At 71.6% G+C, this 18,569-nt stretch carries 15 protein-coding genes and 1 pseudogene; 9 read left to right on the top strand and 7 right to left on the bottom strand.

Annotation, left to right across the window (positions count from 1 at the left end; all coding sequences use genetic code 11):
• Positions 1-305: 305 nt before the first annotated feature.
• The 6 genes from ACFY32_RS13330 to ACFY32_RS13305 all read left to right on the top strand — a co-directional run bounded on the left by ACFY32_RS13330 (position 306) and on the right by ACFY32_RS13305 (position 7,364).
• A complete protein-coding gene (locus ACFY32_RS13330) occupies positions 306-767 on the top strand; it encodes a hypothetical protein (protein ID WP_390674240.1) in 462 nt (153 codons plus the stop codon).
• 753 nt (positions 768-1,520) lie between these two features.
• Positions 1,521-2,723, top strand: coding sequence for an IS110 family transposase (locus ACFY32_RS13325; protein WP_390674239.1), 1,203 nt, complete (start codon positions 1,521-1,523; stop codon positions 2,721-2,723).
• A 201-nt stretch (positions 2,724-2,924) separates the two neighbouring features.
• The gene (locus tag ACFY32_RS13320; RefSeq protein ID WP_390674238.1) at positions 2,925-4,376 is read left to right on the top strand and encodes a mannitol dehydrogenase family protein; all 1,452 of its coding nucleotides are present in this window, start codon (positions 2,925-2,927) and stop codon (positions 4,374-4,376) included.
• Between the two features lie 32 nt (positions 4,377-4,408).
• Positions 4,409-5,158: an HAD family hydrolase gene (locus ACFY32_RS13315; protein ID WP_390674237.1), complete on the top strand. Its 750-nt coding sequence runs from the start codon at positions 4,409-4,411 to the stop codon at positions 5,156-5,158.
• Complete coding sequence (locus ACFY32_RS13310) at positions 5,155-6,483, top strand: hypothetical protein (RefSeq protein ID WP_390674236.1); 1,329 nt, start codon at positions 5,155-5,157, stop codon at positions 6,481-6,483. Before ACFY32_RS13315 ends, ACFY32_RS13310 begins: the two co-directional genes overlap by 4 nt.
• Positions 6,480-7,364 carry an inositol monophosphatase family protein gene (locus ACFY32_RS13305; RefSeq protein ID WP_390674235.1) on the top strand — a complete coding sequence of 295 codons (885 nt, stop codon included), beginning with the start codon at positions 6,480-6,482 and terminating at the stop codon, positions 7,362-7,364. Before ACFY32_RS13310 ends, ACFY32_RS13305 begins: the two co-directional genes overlap by 4 nt.
• 53 nt (positions 7,365-7,417) lie before the next feature.
• Here ACFY32_RS13305 and ACFY32_RS13300 read toward each other — a convergent pair whose 3' ends face one another.
• From ACFY32_RS13300 to ACFY32_RS13280, 5 genes and pseudogenes are all read right to left on the bottom strand, one after another.
• Positions 7,418-7,906, bottom strand: a complete 489-nt coding sequence (locus ACFY32_RS13300; protein WP_390674234.1) for a GNAT family N-acetyltransferase — start codon at positions 7,904-7,906, stop codon at positions 7,418-7,420.
• Positions 7,907-8,035: 129 nt separating this feature from the next.
• Positions 8,036-8,314 (bottom strand): annotated as a pseudogene (locus ACFY32_RS13295) (family 1 glycosylhydrolase); the annotation flags it as partial.
• Between the two features lie 61 nt (positions 8,315-8,375).
• On the bottom strand, positions 8,376-9,302 hold the full coding sequence (locus ACFY32_RS13290) for a carbohydrate ABC transporter permease (RefSeq protein WP_390674233.1): 927 nt from the start codon (positions 9,300-9,302) through the stop codon (positions 8,376-8,378).
• A gap of 12 nt (positions 9,303-9,314) precedes the next feature.
• Positions 9,315-10,313 carry a carbohydrate ABC transporter permease gene (locus ACFY32_RS13285; protein WP_390674232.1) on the bottom strand — a complete coding sequence of 333 codons (999 nt, stop codon included), beginning with the start codon at positions 10,311-10,313 and terminating at the stop codon, positions 9,315-9,317.
• A gap of 87 nt (positions 10,314-10,400) precedes the next feature.
• Complete coding sequence (locus ACFY32_RS13280; protein ID WP_390674231.1) at positions 10,401-11,705, bottom strand: ABC transporter substrate-binding protein; 1,305 nt, start codon at positions 11,703-11,705, stop codon at positions 10,401-10,403.
• 299 nt (positions 11,706-12,004) lie between these two features.
• Between ACFY32_RS13280 and ACFY32_RS13275 the strand changes: the two genes are divergently transcribed.
• Complete coding sequence (locus ACFY32_RS13275) at positions 12,005-13,018, top strand: LacI family DNA-binding transcriptional regulator (RefSeq protein WP_390674230.1); 1,014 nt, start codon at positions 12,005-12,007, stop codon at positions 13,016-13,018.
• A 291-nt stretch (positions 13,019-13,309) separates the two neighbouring features.
• Positions 13,310-13,885, top strand: a complete 576-nt coding sequence (locus tag ACFY32_RS13270; protein WP_390674229.1) for a hypothetical protein — start codon at positions 13,310-13,312, stop codon at positions 13,883-13,885.
• Between the two features lie 156 nt (positions 13,886-14,041).
• Here ACFY32_RS13270 and ACFY32_RS13265 read toward each other — a convergent pair whose 3' ends face one another.
• Positions 14,042-14,635 (bottom strand): sigma-70 family RNA polymerase sigma factor, encoded by a 594-nt coding sequence (locus tag ACFY32_RS13265; RefSeq protein WP_390674228.1) that lies wholly within the window; start codon positions 14,633-14,635, stop codon positions 14,042-14,044.
• 387 nt (positions 14,636-15,022) lie between these two features.
• Between ACFY32_RS13265 and ACFY32_RS13260 the strand changes: the two genes are divergently transcribed.
• On the top strand, positions 15,023-17,944 hold the full coding sequence (locus ACFY32_RS13260) for a BTAD domain-containing putative transcriptional regulator (protein ID WP_390674227.1): 2,922 nt from the start codon (positions 15,023-15,025) through the stop codon (positions 17,942-17,944).
• Between the two features lie 9 nt (positions 17,945-17,953).
• Here the strand turns inward: ACFY32_RS13260 and ACFY32_RS13255 are convergent, their stop codons facing one another.
• Positions 17,954-18,550, bottom strand: coding sequence for a hypothetical protein (locus tag ACFY32_RS13255; RefSeq protein ID WP_390674226.1), 597 nt, complete (start codon positions 18,548-18,550; stop codon positions 17,954-17,956).
• Positions 18,551-18,569 lie beyond the last annotated feature (19 nt).

The following is an 18,569-nucleotide window of genomic DNA, read 5'->3' as shown; positions in this document are numbered from 1 at the left end:
GCGTGAATTACGGTTACGTCGCTGCCGGAGCCTTACGGAATATCAGGCTCCTCGCGGCCTGAAGCCGAGCCCTGGTCCGGCAGTTGCCGTACGGTCCTGACCTGAGCACTGAACTGGTCGGTTCCGTCCTGCCGCGCCTGCGAGGAATCGTCGGCTCAGTATGCGGCGTCGAAGTATTGTCACGCCGCGGCGTGCTTTTATCGCGGTGTGCGGAGAGGTCTCATCCGTTAATTCGTGAACCGAAAAGAGGGAATGGTCTCATGCCGTTATCGGCAACTGATCTCGCGAAGACCGGCGATACACCGGTGACGATCCGTTCGACATTCTTCGAGAACATCTACCTGCGCCTGGACGGCACCGGAGTGACGGCCCCCGCCGACAAGGGGTCCGGAAAGGTCAACTGCCAGTACGGCACCGGTACCTGGACGACGTTCAAGATCCGGCCCCAGTCCGACGGTTCGTACGCCTTCGAGTCGGCGGCCTTCCCGAACGTGTTCCTGCGCATGGACGGCACCGGTGTGCCCTCCACCATGGCCGGCGGGGGGACGGTCAACTGCCAGGTCGGCATCGGTCCGTACGAGAAGTTCCACGCCCGGCCCCAGTCCGACGGCTCCTTCTCCTTCGAGTCGGCGACCTTCCCGGACACCTATCTGCGTCTGGTCACCGACAGCGGGGTCACCGCCGCCACCGGTCCCGGGGGCACGGTGAACTGCCAGCTCAAGGCCAACGGCGGCGAGCACGAGAAGTTCTTCGTCGAACGCGCCTGAACACCGTCCCCGCGCCGCGGGCCCCGGAGACGTCTCCGGGGCCCGCTCAGGCTGTGCCACACCCCCGGACCGCCGGCGGTTGACGGCCTCGCGGATGCGTGCCGCGCGGTGCAGCGCGGCATCGAGCAGGCCGTGCCCGTGCTGGACCATGTGGCGCCGCCGGCCGTCGAGGTCCGTGTTCCACCTCCAGGGCGACCGGGTCTCCTCCGAGGTGCTGAAGCAGCGCGAGGACCTGCTCGGCACCACCAGCTCGTCCTCCCTCGTGTACGCCACTCTGCTCGATGGCACCGCCCATCTTGTGGACGCTGGTGACCACGAGGTCCGCGTCGGCGTCCATGCCCCAGGCGGGCAGGTCGGGATGGAAGGGCAGGTGGGCCCCCAGGCTTCGTCCACGATCAGCGGGACGTCGTGGTGTCCTCCTTCAGAGCCGTCCCGGCGGTGGGCGGCTCAGCCGGCCGGGCGAAGGGCGGAAGGTGCGGTCGGCGGCCACCCCCGTTATCTTCTTCGCGGTCCTGCAAGAGGGCCGCTGGCCTCCGGGCCCGGCATGGCTGGTCCCCCCTGTCGAACCGATGACCTGGGGGGTGGTGCCACCGGGCCCGCGAGGCGCCGTTGGAGACGCTGATGAGAGGTCCGACTACCGCCCGGCCTGGTGTAACGCCCGGCCGCTCGCGGGCGGCAGGTCTGCATAACGTGGATGCGCGCACGACGCCAACGCCCAGGCCAGCACACCCGACATGCGTCCGGGAGGACAGCGTGACCGACAGCGACGAGACAGGCGTCTTCCTCGGACTGGACGTCGGCAAGAGCGCCCACCACGGCCACGGCCTCACCCCGGCCGGCAAGAAGGTCTTCGACAAGCATCTGCCCAATACCGAGCCGAAGCTGCGGGATGTCTTCGAGAAGCTGAAGACCAAGTTCGGCACCGTGCTGGTGATCGTGGACCAGCCCGCCTCGATCGGCGCCCTCCCGCTGACGGTGGCCCGGGACGCCGGCTGCAAGGTCGCCTATCTGCCCGGCCTGTCGATGCGGCGGATCGCCGACCTCTACCCAGGTGAGGCGAAAACCGACGCCCGCGACGCGGCCGTCATCGCCGACGCGGCCCGCACCATGCCGCACACCCTGCGCTCGCTGGAACTCACCGACGAGATCACCGCTGAGCTGACCGTGCTGGTGGGCTTCGACCAGGATCTCGCGGCCGAGGCCACCCGCACCTCCAACCGGATCCGCGGCCTGCTCACCCAGTTCCACCCCAGCCTCGAGCGGGTCCTGGGCCCGCGCCTGGACCACCAGGCCGTGACCTGGCTGCTGGAACGCTACGGATCCCCGGCCGCGCTGCGGAAGGCCGGACGCCGCAGGCTGGTCGAGGCAGTCCGCCCAAGAGCCCCACGCATGGCGACACGGCTGATCGATGACGTCTTCGATGCACTCGATGAGCAGACCGTCGTGGTCCCGGGCACCGGCACCCTCGACATCGTGATCCCCTCCCTGGCCCGCTCGCTCGGCGCCGTCCACGAACAACGCCGGGCCACAGAAGCCCAGATCAGCGCCCTGCTGGACGCACACCCTCTTTCCAAGGTCCTGACCTCGATGCCGGGGATCGCGGTCAGGACCGCCGCCACACTGCTGGTCACCGTCGGCGACGGCACCAGCTTCCCCACCGCCGCCCACCTCGCCTCCTACGCCGGTCTCGCCCCCGCCACGAAGTCCTCCGGGACCTCGATCCACGGCGAACACGCGCCCAGAGGCGGCAACCGGCAACTCAAGCGCGCGATGTTCCTCTCCGCGTTCGCCGCCCTGCACGACCCCGCCTCCCGCACCTACTACGACCGATGCCGAGCCCGCGGCAAGACCCACACACAAGCCCTCCTCCGCCTGGCCCGACAACGGATCAACGTCCTGTTCGCGATGCTCCGCGACGGCACCTTCTACGAACCCAGAACCCCACGCCTCGCTTGACGAAAGACATAGAGGCACCCCCCCTTGCGCACAATTCGGACAAGCATCGTCGTTTCGGACGTGCATGGGGGCGGTACTCCGACAGCAACGACCGCCGCTCTTCCTCTCACGGCGTGACCTGTTCCCCGCCCGGCCTTCGGCAGACCCGTTGCGCCGGCCCGCCGGAATGCCGGCGTACGCACCATTCCACCGAGGCTCTCCATGCCAGATTCACCCCCGCCCGTTCCCGCCCTGAACAACCGCACTGTCGACGCCTCGACCGGCGGCCAGTTGGAGACACCCGGTTACGACCGGTCACGGATCGAACCGGCCGTCGTGCATTTCGGTGTCGGCGGCTTCCACCGGGCACACCAGGAGGTCTACTTCGACCACCTGGCGGAGCTGGGCTTCACCGGCTGGGGAGTGATCGGTGTCGGGATGCGGCGGCCGGAGATGGGCGAGGTCCTGGACGCGCAGGACAACCTCTTCACGGTCGTCCAGCGCGACGGCGACGACAGTACGGCCAAGGTCATCGGGAGCATGGTCGAGTACCTCCTGCTGGCCGAGGACAGGGCGGAGGTGGAGCGGCGCCTGGCCGACCCCCGCATCCGCCTGGTGACACTGACGATCACCGCCGACGGCTACGTCCTCCCCGACGATCCGGAGACGGACACCGACTCGGTGTTCGCCGTGCTCGCCGACGCCCTGGACCGGCGCCGGCGCGCCCACCTGGCCCCGTTCACGCTGCTGTCCTGCGACAACCTGCCGGACAGCGCCGCCGCCACCCGCGAAGCGATCACCGCCCTGGCCGCGCGCCGCGACCCCGCGCTGGTCCGGTGGATCGAGGAACGGGTCTCCTTCCCCGGCAGCATGGTCGACCGCATCACGCCGGCGACCTCCCCCGGCGATCGCGACGAGGTCGAGGAGGACTTCCACGTCGGCGACCGCTGGCCGGTGATCACCGAGCCGTTCACCCAATGGGTCATCGAGGACGACTTCTGCAACGACCGGCCGCCGCTGGACCGCGTCGGAGCCCTCTTCGTGGACGATGTCGCACCGTACAAACTCATCAAGAGCCGGCTCCTCAACGGTGCGCACTGCGCCCTGGGCTACGTCGGCTGCCTGGCCGGTCACCGCACGACCGACCGGGCCATGGCCGACCCGGCCGTGGCCCGGTTCGTCGAGCGGCTGATGCGCGAGGAGATCGCCCCGCTGCTGCCCGCCGACGTGCCGGGCATGGATGTGCCCGCCTACTGCGACACGGTGCTGGAACGCCTGCGCAACCCCAGCATCGGGGACCGGCTGGCGCGGTTGTGCCGCCGCGGCTCGACCAAGATGCCGGACTACCTGCTGCCCTCCCTGCACGCCGCGCACGCCCGGGGCCGGCCGCGCGCCCGGCTCGCCCTCGCCGTCGCCGCGTGGATGCGCTACCTGCGCGGGACCGACCTCGACGGCGCCGCCATCGACGTACAGGACGCCCGTGCCGCGGAGCTGCGGGAAGCCGCGCTGCGCGGGGGTGACGACCCGGGGCCGCTGCTCGCGATGCGGGACGTCTTCGGCGATCTGGCCGACGACGCCGACGCCGTGGCCGTCATCCGCGAGGCCCTGGCCGGGGCGTTCGGCAGCGGCGGGAGCCTGCGCACCGCACTGGCCTCGCCGGACCGACTCGCCTAGCGCGCCCCTCAGCCCTCGATCGTAGGAGCCCCATGAGCATCCCCGACCTGACCGGCGTCACCACCCTGCTGCTCGACGCGGACGGCACCCTGTTCCCCTCCGAGGAACCCGCGTTCGTCGCCTCGGCGGCCGTCACCCAGGACTTCGCCGACCGCTACGGGCTCACCGGGGACTTCTCCCCCGAGCATCTGCGGCTCACCACCACGGGCAGGAACTTCCGCACCACGGCCCAGCACCTCGCCGACCGCCAGGGCGTCCACCTGGACCCCGCCGAACTGGAGGCGTGGGTGGAGCGCGAGAAGCAGGAGGTGACGGCGTACCTGGGGCAGGCGCTGACGGTCCAGCCGGACGTGGTGGCCGCCGTGTCGGCGCTGCGCCGCCGCTACCGGCTGGCCGTGGTGAGTTCCAGCGCCCTCGCGCGCCTCGCCGCGTGCTTCACCGCGAGCGGCCTGGAGGGGCTGCTGCCGGCGGAGAGCCGCTTCAGCGCCGAGGACAGCCTGCCGGAACCGACCAGCAAACCGGACCCGGCCGTCTACCGGCACGCGCTGGCGGGGCTCGGGATCGCCCCGCGGCAGGCGCTCGCCGTCGAGGACTCCGCCACCGGAGCGGCGTCCGCGGTGGCCGCGGGCATCGCCACCGCCGGGCTGGTGCAGTTCGTCCCCGAAGCGGAGCAGCCCGGCCGGACCGAGCAGTTGCGCGCGGCCGGGGCCGCCTGGGTGCGGTCCGCCTGGGGCGAGCTGGCCCTGGACCTCACCGGTGACACGGTGCGGGTCGCCACGTGAGCGGCGTGGAGCGGACGGACGGCTTCACGGTGTCCACCTCGGCCTTCCGGGCACCGCCGGCCGTCGGCGACCAGCGGGACGGAGACGGGCACCGCCCCATCACGGCGCGGCCGGCCGCGTCCCGGCCCCGCTCGATGCCGGGGTACCTGGTGATGCCCCGGCCCAAGGACGCCGTCAAGGGACTGCTGATGCCGTTCACGTTCCTGCTGGCCGTGGCCGCGGGCGCGGATGTGACGTGGCGGACGGTGGTACGGGCGCTGATCGTCTGGGGGGTTCTGGAACTGCTCGTCTATCCCGCCCGCTACCAGTGGAACGACATCCGCGGGTTCGTCGCCGACCAGAGCCATCCCGGGCACGACCGCGGACGCCTGCCGGGGCCGCTCGAACGCGTCCGGGACCGGGTCACCGCGAGCTGCGCGGTCGCGCTGGCGAAGCTGGCGGCCGTGGCGGCCCTGGCCCTGGCCCTGCCGTCGCTGTCCGGGGTGCTGTGGGCGGTGACCGGGGCGGTGTTCGGCGTGGCCGTCGTCTACGAAGGGCTGCGCGCCCGGGGCACGGGCCGGACCGCGACGGTCCCGCCGCCCGCCCGCCCGGCCGTCGTCGCCCTGTGGATCGTGGTGGGCGCGGGCTACGTCGTCCGCGGGACGGCCGGACTGGCCCTCGCGGTCGACCTGGGCCGCCGCCCGGCGCTCGCGGTGTCCGCGGCCGTGGCGCTGTGGGCGTTCGGGATCGCGTTCGTCACCAGTCGGTGGGCCCTGGAGAGCCTTGCCTTCGCCACCGCCGACCACGGCCGGCTGACCTGGACGGCGCGGGCCGAGCAGGCCCGTGAGCACCTGCTGGCGCTGGTGCGCTGGCTGCCGCCCGGTATCGACGCCGACCCGGCCGACTGGGTGCCGCTGCGCCGTCGTACCCCGTGGGCCGCCCCGTGGAATCTGGCGCTGCTGGTCGCGGGCACGGCGGCCGCGGTGACGGGCTCCCTGCTGGTGACGCCCTCGTCGCCGGGGCACTCCCTCGTCGCCGCGCTGCTGGGCGCGGCGACGACCGCGGCGGTGATCCGCCTCCCGGGACGGCGTCCTGCGGTGGTGCTCGCGGGCGCCGTCCTGCAACTGCTGGTTCTGGTCCTCACCGGGCAGCCGCGCCCCCTGGCGGCCCTGCTGCCGTGGCTGGCCGTCATGGCCGCCCATCTCGTCTTCAGCGGCCGCTCGCTCCGTACGACGGGCCGCCCGTCCGGCCGTCTGCGTTCCCTGGCGGCGGTCCCCTGCGCCGCTCTCGCCAGGGCGGTGGTCGGACCGGCCACCTGGGAGGCCCTGCGGAAGGAGCCCCGGTGAACCGCGCTGAGCCGGCCGCCCCGGACGATCTGCTGGAGGTCGCCCGCGAGGCCGCTCGGGCGGGCGCCCGTACCGCCGCCGCCTGGCGCGGCAGCGCCCGCGAGCTGCTGATCGAGGAGAAGGCGGGCCCCGACGATCTGGTCAGCCAGGCCGACCGGGACACCGAGCGTGCCGTCCGGGCCGTGCTGACCGAGCACCGGCCGTACGACACGGTGCTGGGCGAGGAAGAGGGGACCACCGCGGGCCGCAGCGGGGTGCGGTGGATCATCGATCCGATCGACGGGACGACCAACTATCTCTACGGACGACCCGACTGGGCGGTCAGCGTGGCCGCGAGCGACGCGGACAGCGGCCGGTTGCTCGCCGGCGTGGTCGCCGAGCCTGCCGTCGGTCTGCTGACCGAGGCCCGGACGGGCGCCCGTACGACCGTCGACGGTGCGCCGGTCGCCCCGCTGCGCCGGCACGACCTCTCCCGTGCCCTGGTGGAACTCAACTTCGGCCGGCCCGAGCAGCGCCACCTGGCCGGCCCGGCGGTCGGCGCTCTCCTGCCCCGGGTACGCGACCTGCGCCGAGGGGGCAGCGCGGCGGCCGCGCTCGCCCAGGTCGCCACCGGCCGCGCGGACGCCCTGTGGGCGCCCGGACTGCACCCGTGGGACTGCGCGGCGGGAGCCCTGCTGGTGCACCAGGCCGACGGCACGGTCGGTGCCCTGACCGGCCCCACCCCCGGCACCTGGCCCCGCGACGGCGATGTCCTGGCAGCCTCACCGGCCCTCTGGACGCAACTGCGGGCCCTGCTCGTCCAGGTCTACCCGGCGGCCGGAGCGGGCGGGAGTCCCGCACCGGACGACGCGGACGGGACGGGACCGGCGCGAGGGCGGTGACGTCCCGGCGACCGGCGTCGCCGTGCCCACGCGGCCCCCGGTTCCCGCGTACGTCATTCCGACGGGATACGGAATTCCAGTTCGGGGCGGTCCCAGGGCACGGCGGGCGGGTTCGCGGGCACGGTGCCGGTCCGCACCGCACCGGCGCGGTGGTAGAAGTCCTCGGCGGAAGGATGCGACACGACCTTGACACGGTCCAGCCCGGCGGCGCGGGCCTCGGCCCGCATGTGGGCGACGAGCAGCCGCCCGATGCCCCGCCGCTGCGCTTCGTCGGCGACGAACAGCAGGTCCAGCTCCGGTGGGTCGAGGACGAGCGAGTAGAACCCGAGCACCCGGCCGCCGTCCTCCCCGGCGCCGACGGCCACGAAAACGCGGTGGGCCTCCAGGTAGTCCGGCCCCACCCGGTAGCCCGCGACCGCGGCCGCGTACTTCCCCCGGTAGGCACCTGAGCCGCGCACGAGCCGCGTGAGCCGCTTGGCGTCCCCCGCGACGGCCCTCCGTATGGTGATCGGCTGGCTGCCCGGGGACCTGCGTGAACTCATCCGGAGAGTATGCCGCACCGGCAGGCGCCCCTCGTACCGCGGGTGCGCCGCACCGGAAGCCACCGGCCTGGACCGATGCGAGCCCCTCCCCGTCCCCGGCCCGGGTGGGGCCGGGGACGGGCCGGGTCAGGCGAGGGAGAAGCGGTAGGCGCCCAGGCCGAGCCCGGCCGTCAGGGCGACGTCCTCGCGCCAGCGGTGGTAGTGGCCGGTGGCGATGTCACCGGTGTCGCCGTTGCGGACCCGGCCCGGGGTGCGGGCGCAGGTGTCCCAGACGGACGGCCCACGACCGTCCTCGGCGGCGGCTCCCTCGATCTGGTACGAGGCGGTCGCTGAGCCCCAGAGGAAGCCCTCGGGAAAGACGCGGGCGCCGTCCGGGCGGGGCCCGCTCCGCTGTGCTGCGGTGACCACATGAGTCCTTTCGGAGAGGGAGCGGTGGGCCGTACGACCGTCTCCGGGTGGCGGCGGTGGCTCAGCCCTTGACCGCGCCGGCCATGATCCCGCTGACGATCTGGCGGCCGAAGACGACGAACATCGCCAGCAGTGGCAGCGTGCCGAGCAGCGCGCCCGCCATGATCAGCGACTGGTCCCGGACATAGCCGGCGCTGAGCTGGGTGAGGGCGACGGGAACGGTCGGGTTGGTCATGTCGAGGACCACGAACGGCCAGAAGAAGTCGTTCCACGCGTGCACGAACGTGATCATGAACAGCACGGCCATCGCGGGCCGGGCGATGGGCAGCACGATGCTCCAGAAGATCCGCAGCGAGTGCGCGCCGTCCACGCGTCCGGCCTCGACGAGTTCGTCCGGCAGCGCCTCGGCCAGGTACTGCCGCATGAAGAACACCCCGACCGCGCTCACCAGGGTGGGGAAGATGACGGCGGGCAGTTGCTGTGCCAGGCCCAGCTCCGACATCATCATGAACAGCGGTACGACGCCCAACTGGGGCGGCACCATCATGGTGCCGATCACCAGCATGAGCAGGACGTTGCGTCCCTTGAACCGCAGTTTGGCGAAGGCGAACCCGGCCAGCGTCGCGAACATCACCGTGGACAGGGCGATCACCCCGGCCACGATCAGGCTGTTGACCATGGCCTTGCCCATGGCCGCCTCGTCCCAGGCGCGGGCGAGGTTGCTGAACAGGTTCGGGCCGGGCACGAACGGCGGCGGGGTCTGGCTGATGCGGCTGTTGTCGGTGGAGGCCGCCACCATCGTCCAGTACAGCGGGAAGATCGACAGCACCGCCATGACGACGAGCAGGACGTAGGCGAGCGGGCCGGCGTGGTGCTGGCGGCCGGCGCCCGGGTGCAGCAGCTTGCGGCGTCGGGCCGGGCCGGCCGGCCCGGCCGCGGGGGTCCGGACCGGGGTGTCCGTCCGGACCGGGAGGCTGTTGGTGGTCATGTCGACTCCAGGTCAGGACGGACGCGAGCGCAGGCGCTTGACCAGGCGCTGCGCGGCGAAGGCGAGCACGAGCAGCAGGAACATCGCCCAGGCGACGGTCGCCGAGCGGCCCATCTGGTAGTTCTTCCAGCCCTCCTCGTACAGCAGCAGGCCCAGCGTCTGGTACTGGTTGTCCGCGCCGCCGGTGACTCCGTTGGGTCCCTGGCCGAAGATCAGCGGCTCACCGAAGAGCTGGGTGGCGCCGATCGTGGAGAGCACGATGGTGAAGACGATGGTGGAGCGGATTCCGGGCACGGTGACATGGGTGAACTGCTTCCACCGCGAGGCGCCGTCGATGGCGGCCGCCTCGTACCGCTCGGCCGGGACGGCCTGCATGGCGGCCAGGTAGAGCAGCGCGTTGTAGCCGGTCCAGCGCCAGATGACGATGGTGGAGATCGCCACCTGCGCGGGCCACTTGTCGGCTTCCCAGTCCACCGGGTCGACACCGACCGAGCCCAGCGCCCAGTTGATCATGCCGAAGTCGCGCTCGAAGATCATGGTGAAGACCAGCGCGGCGGCGGCGACCGAGGTGGCGTACGGAACCAGCGAGGCCACGCGGAAGAACAGCGAGGCCCGCATGCGGTAGTTGAGCAGGTGCGCCAGGCCGAGGGCCATCAGCAACTGCGGCACCGTGGAGATGACGCCGATGGTGATGGTGTTGGACAGCGCGTTCCAGAAGCGTGAGTCGCCCCAGAGTTCGACGTAGTTGTCGAACGCCACCCATTCCATGACGTCGAGGGTGGCGAGTTCGACGCGGTGCAGGGAGATCCAGGAGGTGTAGACGAGGGGGTAGAAGCTGAAGGCGGCGAAGACGACGAAGAACGGCGCGACGAACGCGTACGGTGCGCCCTTGAGGTCCAGCCGGTGCAGCAGAGCACTTCGCCGCCGCCGGCCGGGGCTCCCGCTGCCCGTGTCCGAAGACGGGCCTGGGCGCTCCTCGCCGGCCAAGGCGTTCGAGGTGGAGGTGGCCACCGGAAAATCCTTCCTACAGCGGATGTCCGAGCCGGGCCCCGGGCGCGCCCGCACGGGGCGGGCCCGGGGCGGCGGAAGCTACGACGGTCAGCCGACGGCCTTCTCGATCCGCTCCATCGTGGTGTCCCAGGCCTTGTCACGCGCGGTGCCCTCCGCGACCAGTGCGAGCCCCTGGGAGAAGGTGTCCTTGATCGTGCCGTCCTTGCGGCCGAGGACCTGCTTGTCCGGGATCTCCTGCGCGGCGGCACCGAAGATCTGGCCGATCGGCGCGTCGCTGAAGTAGTCCGAGGTGACCTGCTTGGCCTCCTTGGTCTCCAGCGCCTCGCGCGAGGAGGGGAAGTTGCCGATCTTCTCGAAGATGTACGCCTGCTGCTCCGGGGCGGTCAGCCAGGCGACGAGTTCCTTCGCCTCCTTCTTCACCGGGCTCTTGTCGATCACGCCGAGGAAGGAACCGCCCCAGTTGGCGCCCTTGGGGGCCCTGGCGACGTCCCACTTGCCCTTGTTCTTCGGGCCGGCCGACTCACTGATGTTGCTCAGCATCCACGCCGGGCAGACGGCGGTGGCGAAGGTGCCGTTGGCCAGTCCCGGGTCCCAACCCGGCTGGAACTGGCGGAGCTTGGCCGTCAGCCCCTCCTCGGCGGCGTCGGAGGCGAGGTCCCATGCCTGCTGGACGGCCGGGTTCTTGTCGTAGATGAGTTCGCCGTCTTCGTCGTAGTACTGCTGGGGGTAGCCGTAGACCATGGCGTTGAACAGGCCGCTGGCCGAGTCCATGTAGGCGACCTCGTCGCCCTTGAAACCCTCCTTGAAGGTGCGGCCGACCTCGACGTACTTCTGCCAGTCGCCCTCCCACAGCTTGCCGACCTCGTCGCGGTCGGTGGGCAGGCCGGCCTTCTCGAAATAGTCCCTGCGGTAGCAGACGGCCATGGGACCGCTGTCGGTGCCCAGGCCCAGCACCTCGCCGTCCTTGGTGGTGATCTGGGACTGCTTCCAGGGCAGGAAGTGATCGGTGCCCGCCACGTCGGAGAAGTCCGCGAACTTGTCCGACTGGGTCTCGGTGATCTCCTTGGCCCGGCCGATCTCGATGCCCTGGACGTCCTTCAGGCCCTTGCCCGCGGCGAGGTGGGTCTGCAGGGCGGTGTAGTACGTCTGCTCGTCACCGGCCACCTCGGCCTCGATGTCGATGTCGGGGTGTTCCTTCTCGTACCGCTCCAGCAGGCCCGTCTCCTTCATCCCCATCACGCCGAACAGGCCCATGGTGATGACGGTCTTGCCGTTCTTCTTCCCGCCGTCGGTGACCGAGTCGTTGCTGCTGCAGCCGACGACGAGTGACAGTGCGGCGGCGGTCGCGCCCGCCGCCACCACCTTCGTGCGAAATGAACCGGGAGTGCCCACGAATCTCCTCCTAGCGGCGTCGCTGACACATCAGGAGTGATCAGATCTGCAATGACTACAGCGGCTCTGATGATCGGTGGTAACGTGCCCACCGGGTGGTGGGAACGTTCCCACCAATGCATGGAAGACTCACCGCAGCGGAGTGCCATGTCAATGACGTGAACGCGATATCTGTTCGGTTCAATCGCCGCCGAAGTCATATCCCCAGATGAGCGGCTACTTTCCGAAAACTTTACCTGCAATAATTGTTACCGGTCGCCCTCGCGGCCGCGCCGTCGCGGCCGCCGGGAAGGGAGCACATGAGCGGCAGCCGACACCCCACGATCAAGACGGTCGCCGCCCTCGCCGGCGTGGGCCGCACCACGGTCTCCCGCGTGGTCAACGACTCCGGACCGGTCAGTGCCGACGCCCGCGCGAGGGTGCTGGCGGCGATCAAGGAACTGAACTACGTCCCCAACTCGGTCGCCCGCGGCCTGGTGACCAACCGGACCAACGCCGTGGCCCTGGTGATCCCGGAGTCGGAGAGCCGCCTGGGCTCCGAGCCCTTCTTCGCCGCGCTGATCCGGGGGGTCAGCGGAGCCCTCGCCGAGACGCAGACCCAGTTGCAGCTCATGCTCGTCCGCGACCGGGCCGAACGCGACCATCTGACCGAGTCGGTGGCGACGCGCCGCGTGGACGGGGTCCTGCTGGTCTCCGTGCACGCCGAGGACCGCCTGCCGGGCATGCTGGAGGAGATGGGCCTGCCCACCGTGCTGGCCGGCCGCCGTGGCGCGGGCGAGCGGCTGAGTTACGTGAACGCCGACAACGTCGGGGGTGCCGCCGCGGCGGTCCGGCACCTGCTGGACCGCGGCCGGACCCGGATCGCCACGATCACCGGCCCCCTGGACATGGACGTCGGCCGCAACCGGCTGGCCGGCTGGCGCACCGCGCACGAGGCGGCCGGTGTGCCCGTGGACGAACTCCTGGTCGGGACCGGCGACTTCACGGAGGAAGGCGCTGTCCGCGCCATGCGTTCACTTCTCGAACGCGCCCCGGACCTGGACGCCGTGTTCGCCGCCTCCGACCTCATGGCGGTCGGCGCGCTGGCCGAACTGCGCCGTCAGAAACGACGGACACCCGGTGAGGTCGCGGTCGTGGGCTTCGAGGACTCCATCCTCGCCCGCCACACCAATCCGCCGCTGACGACGGTGCGCCAGCCGGTGGAGGAGATAGGCCGCACCATGGTCCGCATCCTCACCGCCATCACCCAGCACGGCGCGGCCCGGCAGCAGGTGACGCTGCCCACGGAACTGGTGGTGCGCGAGTCGTCGTAGCCGGGGCGGGTCCGGACGGACCGCCACGCGCCACGCGCGTCTGCCGGCCCGTCGAACGGGCGATGAACCGTTTCCCGCCGCCGGACGTCACTCAAGTGACGGCAACCACCCCCGCCCCCGGTGCCGCCCTCGCGGTCGGCCCTCCGGTGATCCGGTGGAACCACGCCGCGGTGAGCCGGCGACGGGTCCAGGGGTGGCGCCTCGCACATCGACATGTCCACGGGAAGGCCGCGGAGAACAGTGCCACACAGAAGCCGTACCAGGACCGCCGGTCGGAGCACCGGAGTCGCGTTGGCAGCAGTGCTGACCGCTCTCGCCGGATGCTCGGACGACGGGGGGTCCGCCACCAGCAAGCCGACCGGGCGCGCGTCCGACGCGGCCGGGTCGCCGAAGGCGGGTGAGTCCGCGGCGGCCGCCTCCCCGTCGCCGGCCGGTGCCCGGTCCACCCCCGAAGAGGCGGTCGGCACCCTGGTCACCGCGGTCATCGAAGGGGACACGGAGCAGGCGTGCCTGATCATGGGGCCGTCGGTCACCGGATCGGCACCCTCCACGGCGGACGCCGAGTCGGCGTGTGCCGACGGCTCCCCCGCCTCGAAACAGGTGAAGACCGTCACCGACAGGCTGCGTACGGCCTTCACGCCCCAGCAGGCCGGCGGTCACCCGGCCGTCGAGGTGAAGCAGGTCCCGGCGACGGGGGGCAAGGCCGAGGTCCCGGCCGATCGGATCAGCGTCGACGGGCAGACGCTGGAGGAGGTCGTACTGTCCAACTCCACGGGTCTGGAGCCCGGGGATCTGGACATCGCGTTCGAGGCCACCGAGACCGGCGGCCGCTGGTACGTGACCGACATGGACATGAACATCGGGTGAGCCGAGCCCACCGGGCTCATGGGCGGCCGGCTCCGAGCAGACCCCCGTGCCGGCAGGCGCCGGCCGCTGATCCGGGCCGGGCCGCCGGCCGCTCACCCGAGGCTGTCGGCGGCTTCCGGGCCGAGGGCGCTCGACCCCCGTGCTCCCGGCGGCGGTTCACGCCGCTGACGCGGACGCGTACGACCAGTCCGGTCTCCCGACGACCTCCTGGTCGGCGCGCTCGACGACCCCCAGGGCGAGGCGCAGGGCCCGCACCGCGTGGTGCACCCGTGACTTGACGGTCCCCGGCGGGACCCCGAGCACCAGGCCGGCCTCGCGCATCGACCGGCCCGCGTAGTACGTCTCGTACAGCGCCTCCCGGTGCTTGGGCGACAACTGCTGGAACGCCTTCTCGAGGACCACGGCGGACAGCAGCGTGTCCACACCGGCGGACGTGGCCGGCAGGTCCTCCAGCCAGACGTTGCCGTCGACTTCCCGCGGCCGGGTGGTGCGCAGGCGGTACTCGTCCACGACGAGGTTCCGGGCCACCGTGAACAGCCAGGCCCGTACCGGTCCGCCGTCGTCGATGTCCTGTGTACGCCAGCAGCGCAGCAGCGTCTCCTGCACGACGTCCTCGGCCTTGTGCCGGTCACCTCCCAGGAGTCTGACGACGTAGGCGTACAGCCCGCCCACCTCTTCGTCGTAGAGCGCCCGTATCGCGCGTTCGCGTGGGCTGGGCACGCCGCAGGAACCCATCACGACCCAGTTCACGTCATCTCCCCTTGGCTGCGTGACGCCGTGGCCGACCGTCGTCGAGGCGGCCCGGACCCACGGCCCCGTTCCGCCGGAAGTCTTGCGAGTGGCGCTCTACGTCACGTTGACGATCGATTGACGGCGGCGGGATGCCCCCAGCAGGCGGGGTGCGGCAGACCCGGGACACCTCCGGCTCCTCAGGACGCCACCGGTCAGTCACGTGTCCGGGCCCGGGACGGTTCACTCGCTCGCTCCGACGCGGCCCGCGCGTCCGCACCGTCGCGCGGCAGAGCGAGGCGGCTCTCCGCGACCTGCCGGTCACTGACAGCACGTCACCATCCACGGCATCGGCGCTACCGACGAGTACACCGCACCTTCCGGGACGCATCGCCTAGGGTGCCAAGAGTGGACGGAGTTCATGACACGCCCTTGCGATTCGCCGTGTTGGGACCGGTCCGGGCCTGGCGCGGGGACGAGGAACTGGACCTTGGCTCTCCCCAGCAGCGAGCGGTGCTGGCGGCGCTGCTGCTGCGGCGCGGCCGTCTTGTCACAGTGGGTGAGCTGGCCGATGCCGTATGGGGTGAGGCGCCACCGGCGACCGCGGTGCCCGTGCTGCGCACCTATGTGTCGCGGTTGCGCAAGGCTCTGGAGCCGGAACGGCGGGCCGGCCGGACCCCCGGGGTGATCGCCTCGCTCGCGGACGGGTACGTGGCCCATGTCGCCGACGTCGCCGTGGACGTGGGCGTGTTCGAGGAGCGGGTCGCGGAGGCGAGGGAGCGGCGGGCGGCCGGCGAGTGGTCCGCCGCGGCCGAGTCGCTGCGGGCAGCGCTCGACGACTGGGGAGGGACACCGCTGGCCGGGCTCCCGGGTCCCTTCGCGGAGGTGGAACGCACCCGGCTCACCGAGAAGTGGCGGAGCACACAGGAGGCGCGGTGGGAGATCGACATCCGGCTCGGCCGGCACGAGACCGCGATCGGCCGGCTGACGTCGCTGGCCGGCGAGTACCCGCTGCGGGAACGGCTGTGTCTGCTGCTGATGCAGGCCCTGGCCCGGTCCGGGCAGCGGGCCGAAGCCCTGGCGTGCTACCGCAGGACACGGCGTCTCCTGGTCGACGAGCTGGGAATCGAACCGGGGGCGGAGCTGCGGGAGTTGCACCACCGCATCCTGGCGGGCGAGGTGCCGGTGGACCCCGCCCCGTTCGCGGAGCCCGCGCACGCGCCGACCGACGCGGCCCCGCCGGCCTCGGGGCACGGCTCCGGACATACCTCCGGGCCTGACGTCAGGCCCGCGCAACTCCCCGCCGACCTTCCCCTGTTCACCGGCAGGGAGGCGGAACTCAAGCAGGTACGCGCCCTGCTGCCCGAGTACGGAAGCCGTCCGGCCGCGGTGGTGATCTCTGTCGGCAAGACCGCTCTGGCGGTGCACTGGGCCCATGAGATCGCCGAACGCTTCCCCGACGGACAGCTCTTCCTCAACCTGCGGGGGTTCGATCCGTCCGGTTCCGCCATGCCGCCCGCGGAAGCGATCCGTGTCTTCCTCGACGCGCTCGGGGTCCCCGCGCAGCGCGTTCCCGCGCAACTCGACGCCCAGGCCGCGCTGTACCGCAGCCTGCTCGCGCACCGGCGGATGCTGATCGTGCTCGACAACGCCCGCGACACCGACCAGGTGCGTCCGCTGCTGCCCGGCTCGCCCGGCTGCCTGGTCATCGTCACCAGCCGCGACCAGCTCACCGGCCTCATCGCCGGCCACGCGGCGCAGCCGCTGACCCTGCACCAGTTGACACCGTCCGAGGCCCGGGAGTTCCTCGTCCGGCGCCTCGGTGCCGAACGCCTCGCCGCGCAGTCGTCCGCCGTGGACGACATCATCGCGCGCTGCGGCCGCCTGCCGCTGGCACTGGCCGTCGTCGCCGCCCGCGCGGTGACCCGGCCCGACTTCCCGCTCAGCGCCATCGCCGACGAGCTGAGCGACAGCCACGACAGCCTGGACGCCTTCGGGAGCGGCGAGCTGGGCATGGACGTGCGGCCCGTCTTCTCCTGGTCCTACACGGCCCTGTCGGCGTCGGCGGCACGGCTGTTCCGTCTGCTGGGTCTGCATCCGGGCACCGACGACTTCTCCGCTCCCGCGACAGCGGCTCTGGCCGGGCTTCCCCTGCGGGAGACCCAGAGCCTGCTGGCCGAACTGCTCCGCGCCCATCTGCTCACCGAGCCCAGGCCCGGCCGTTACGCGCTGCACGACCTGCTGCGGGTGTACGCCGCCGAGCAGGTGCTGGCCGAGGAGTCGCCGAGCGGGCGGGACGGCGCGCTGGAGCGCTTGCTGTCCTGGTATCTGCACACCGCGGACGCCACCTGCCCGTTCCTCACCCCGGGCCGGACACGCGTCCCTCTCGACCCGCCGCCACCGGGGTGCCGGCCCCTGGAGTTCGCGGGCCACGACGAGGCCCTGGAGTGGTGCGAGACCGAACGGGCCAACCTCGTCTCGGCGGTTCACCGGGCCGCCGAGGCCGGACGTACCGGCATCGCCTGGCGGCTCCCGGCGGCCCTGTGGGGGTTCTTCTACCTCCGCAGCCACCTGCACGACTGGCTGGACGCGGTACGGACGGGGATCACGGCCGCAGGCGGTGTCCAGGACCGCCGGGGCCTGGCCCGGCTGACCCAGGAACGGGCCAACGTGCTGGGGCTGCTGGGCCGGTACGAGGAGGCCATCGCCGACCTCCGGGAGGCCGTGGTCCTCTACCGCGAACTCGGGGACGCGGTCGGGAGGTCGCAGGCGGTGGGCAACCTGGGCAACACCCTTCTGCAGTCCGGACGGCCCGACGAGGCCGTCGTCCACGTGCGCCGAGCCCTGGCCGTGGACCGGCGTCTGGGCCGTCCGTGGGGTGTGGGCATCTCGCTGGCCAATCTGGGCGACGCCTACCAGCGACTCGGCCGGTTCGACGAGGCCACGGCGTGTCTGGAGGAGGCGCTGGGCGTCCTTCGCGCGAGCGGCAATCGCTGGGTGGAGGGGGTGGCGCTGGACCTCCTGGGCACGGTCGGCCACCGGCTGCACCGTCTGGACGACGCGCTGGACCACTACCGCCAAGCCCTGGCCGTGCACCGGGAGATCGGCAACAGGGAGGGAGAGGGCCGTACCCTGGGGCATCTCGGTGATGTGTACGCGGACGCCGGTGACCGGGAGGCGGCCCGGACCAGTTGGCGCAAGGCACTGGCGGTCTTCGACGAGGTCGGGCATCAGAACGCCGGGGAGATCCGGGAGAAGCTGCGCCGTCTCGAACAGGGCGCCCCCGGCACCGCGCGGCTCACCTCACCTGGGCCGCCGTCCCCGTCATGACCGGCCGGCTCACTCGGCGACCACGGTCTGCGGCATCTGCGGCGGCTCCTTGCCCCTGACTTCGAACACTCGCGCCCCGTACTCTTCCTTGACCCTCTCGACAGCTTCCCGGAACTCCTTGAAGCGCAGCCGCATGTCCCAGTCGCCGCGAGCCGTGGACGTGTCGAAGCTGAAATCCCTGCGCAGTCTCTGAAGCCTGCACGATTGCTCATGATGCAGCAAGTACAGTTTCTGATCATGGCTGGCCATCTGCACGAACACGCAAAGGCCCTGGATGGTGCTCAAGGCGACGTAGGCCCACTTGGGCGCGTCCAGCGCCACGGCAGGAGGCAAGGCCAGCGCCGCGAAACCGGCCGTGAAGAGCACTGTCCGATGACGCAGCATGCGACTCCGGGCTTCCGAGACCAGCCACTGGACGTAGCCGTCCAGCCAGGCCAGATACTCCTTCTCTCTCTTCAGCAGGGAGGGCGGCGGAGCAACCCGGGGATACATGCTGGGCGTAGGTCTCGCCTCCTCCAGCGCAAGAGTACGGAATAACAGTGCCGCCCCCGCGAGGATCATCGGAGAGGGCATGAGCAGCGCGGCCAAGCGGTTCCGGAGCGTCATGCGCCGAGCCTACGACGCG

Source organism: Streptomyces sp. NPDC000134 (assembly GCF_042899225.1).
Classification (GTDB): Bacteria; Actinomycetota; Actinomycetes; order Streptomycetales; family Streptomycetaceae; genus Streptomyces.
The sequence above is the reverse complement of the archived record's forward strand: the minus strand, read 5'-3'. Positions and strand labels throughout refer to the sequence as shown.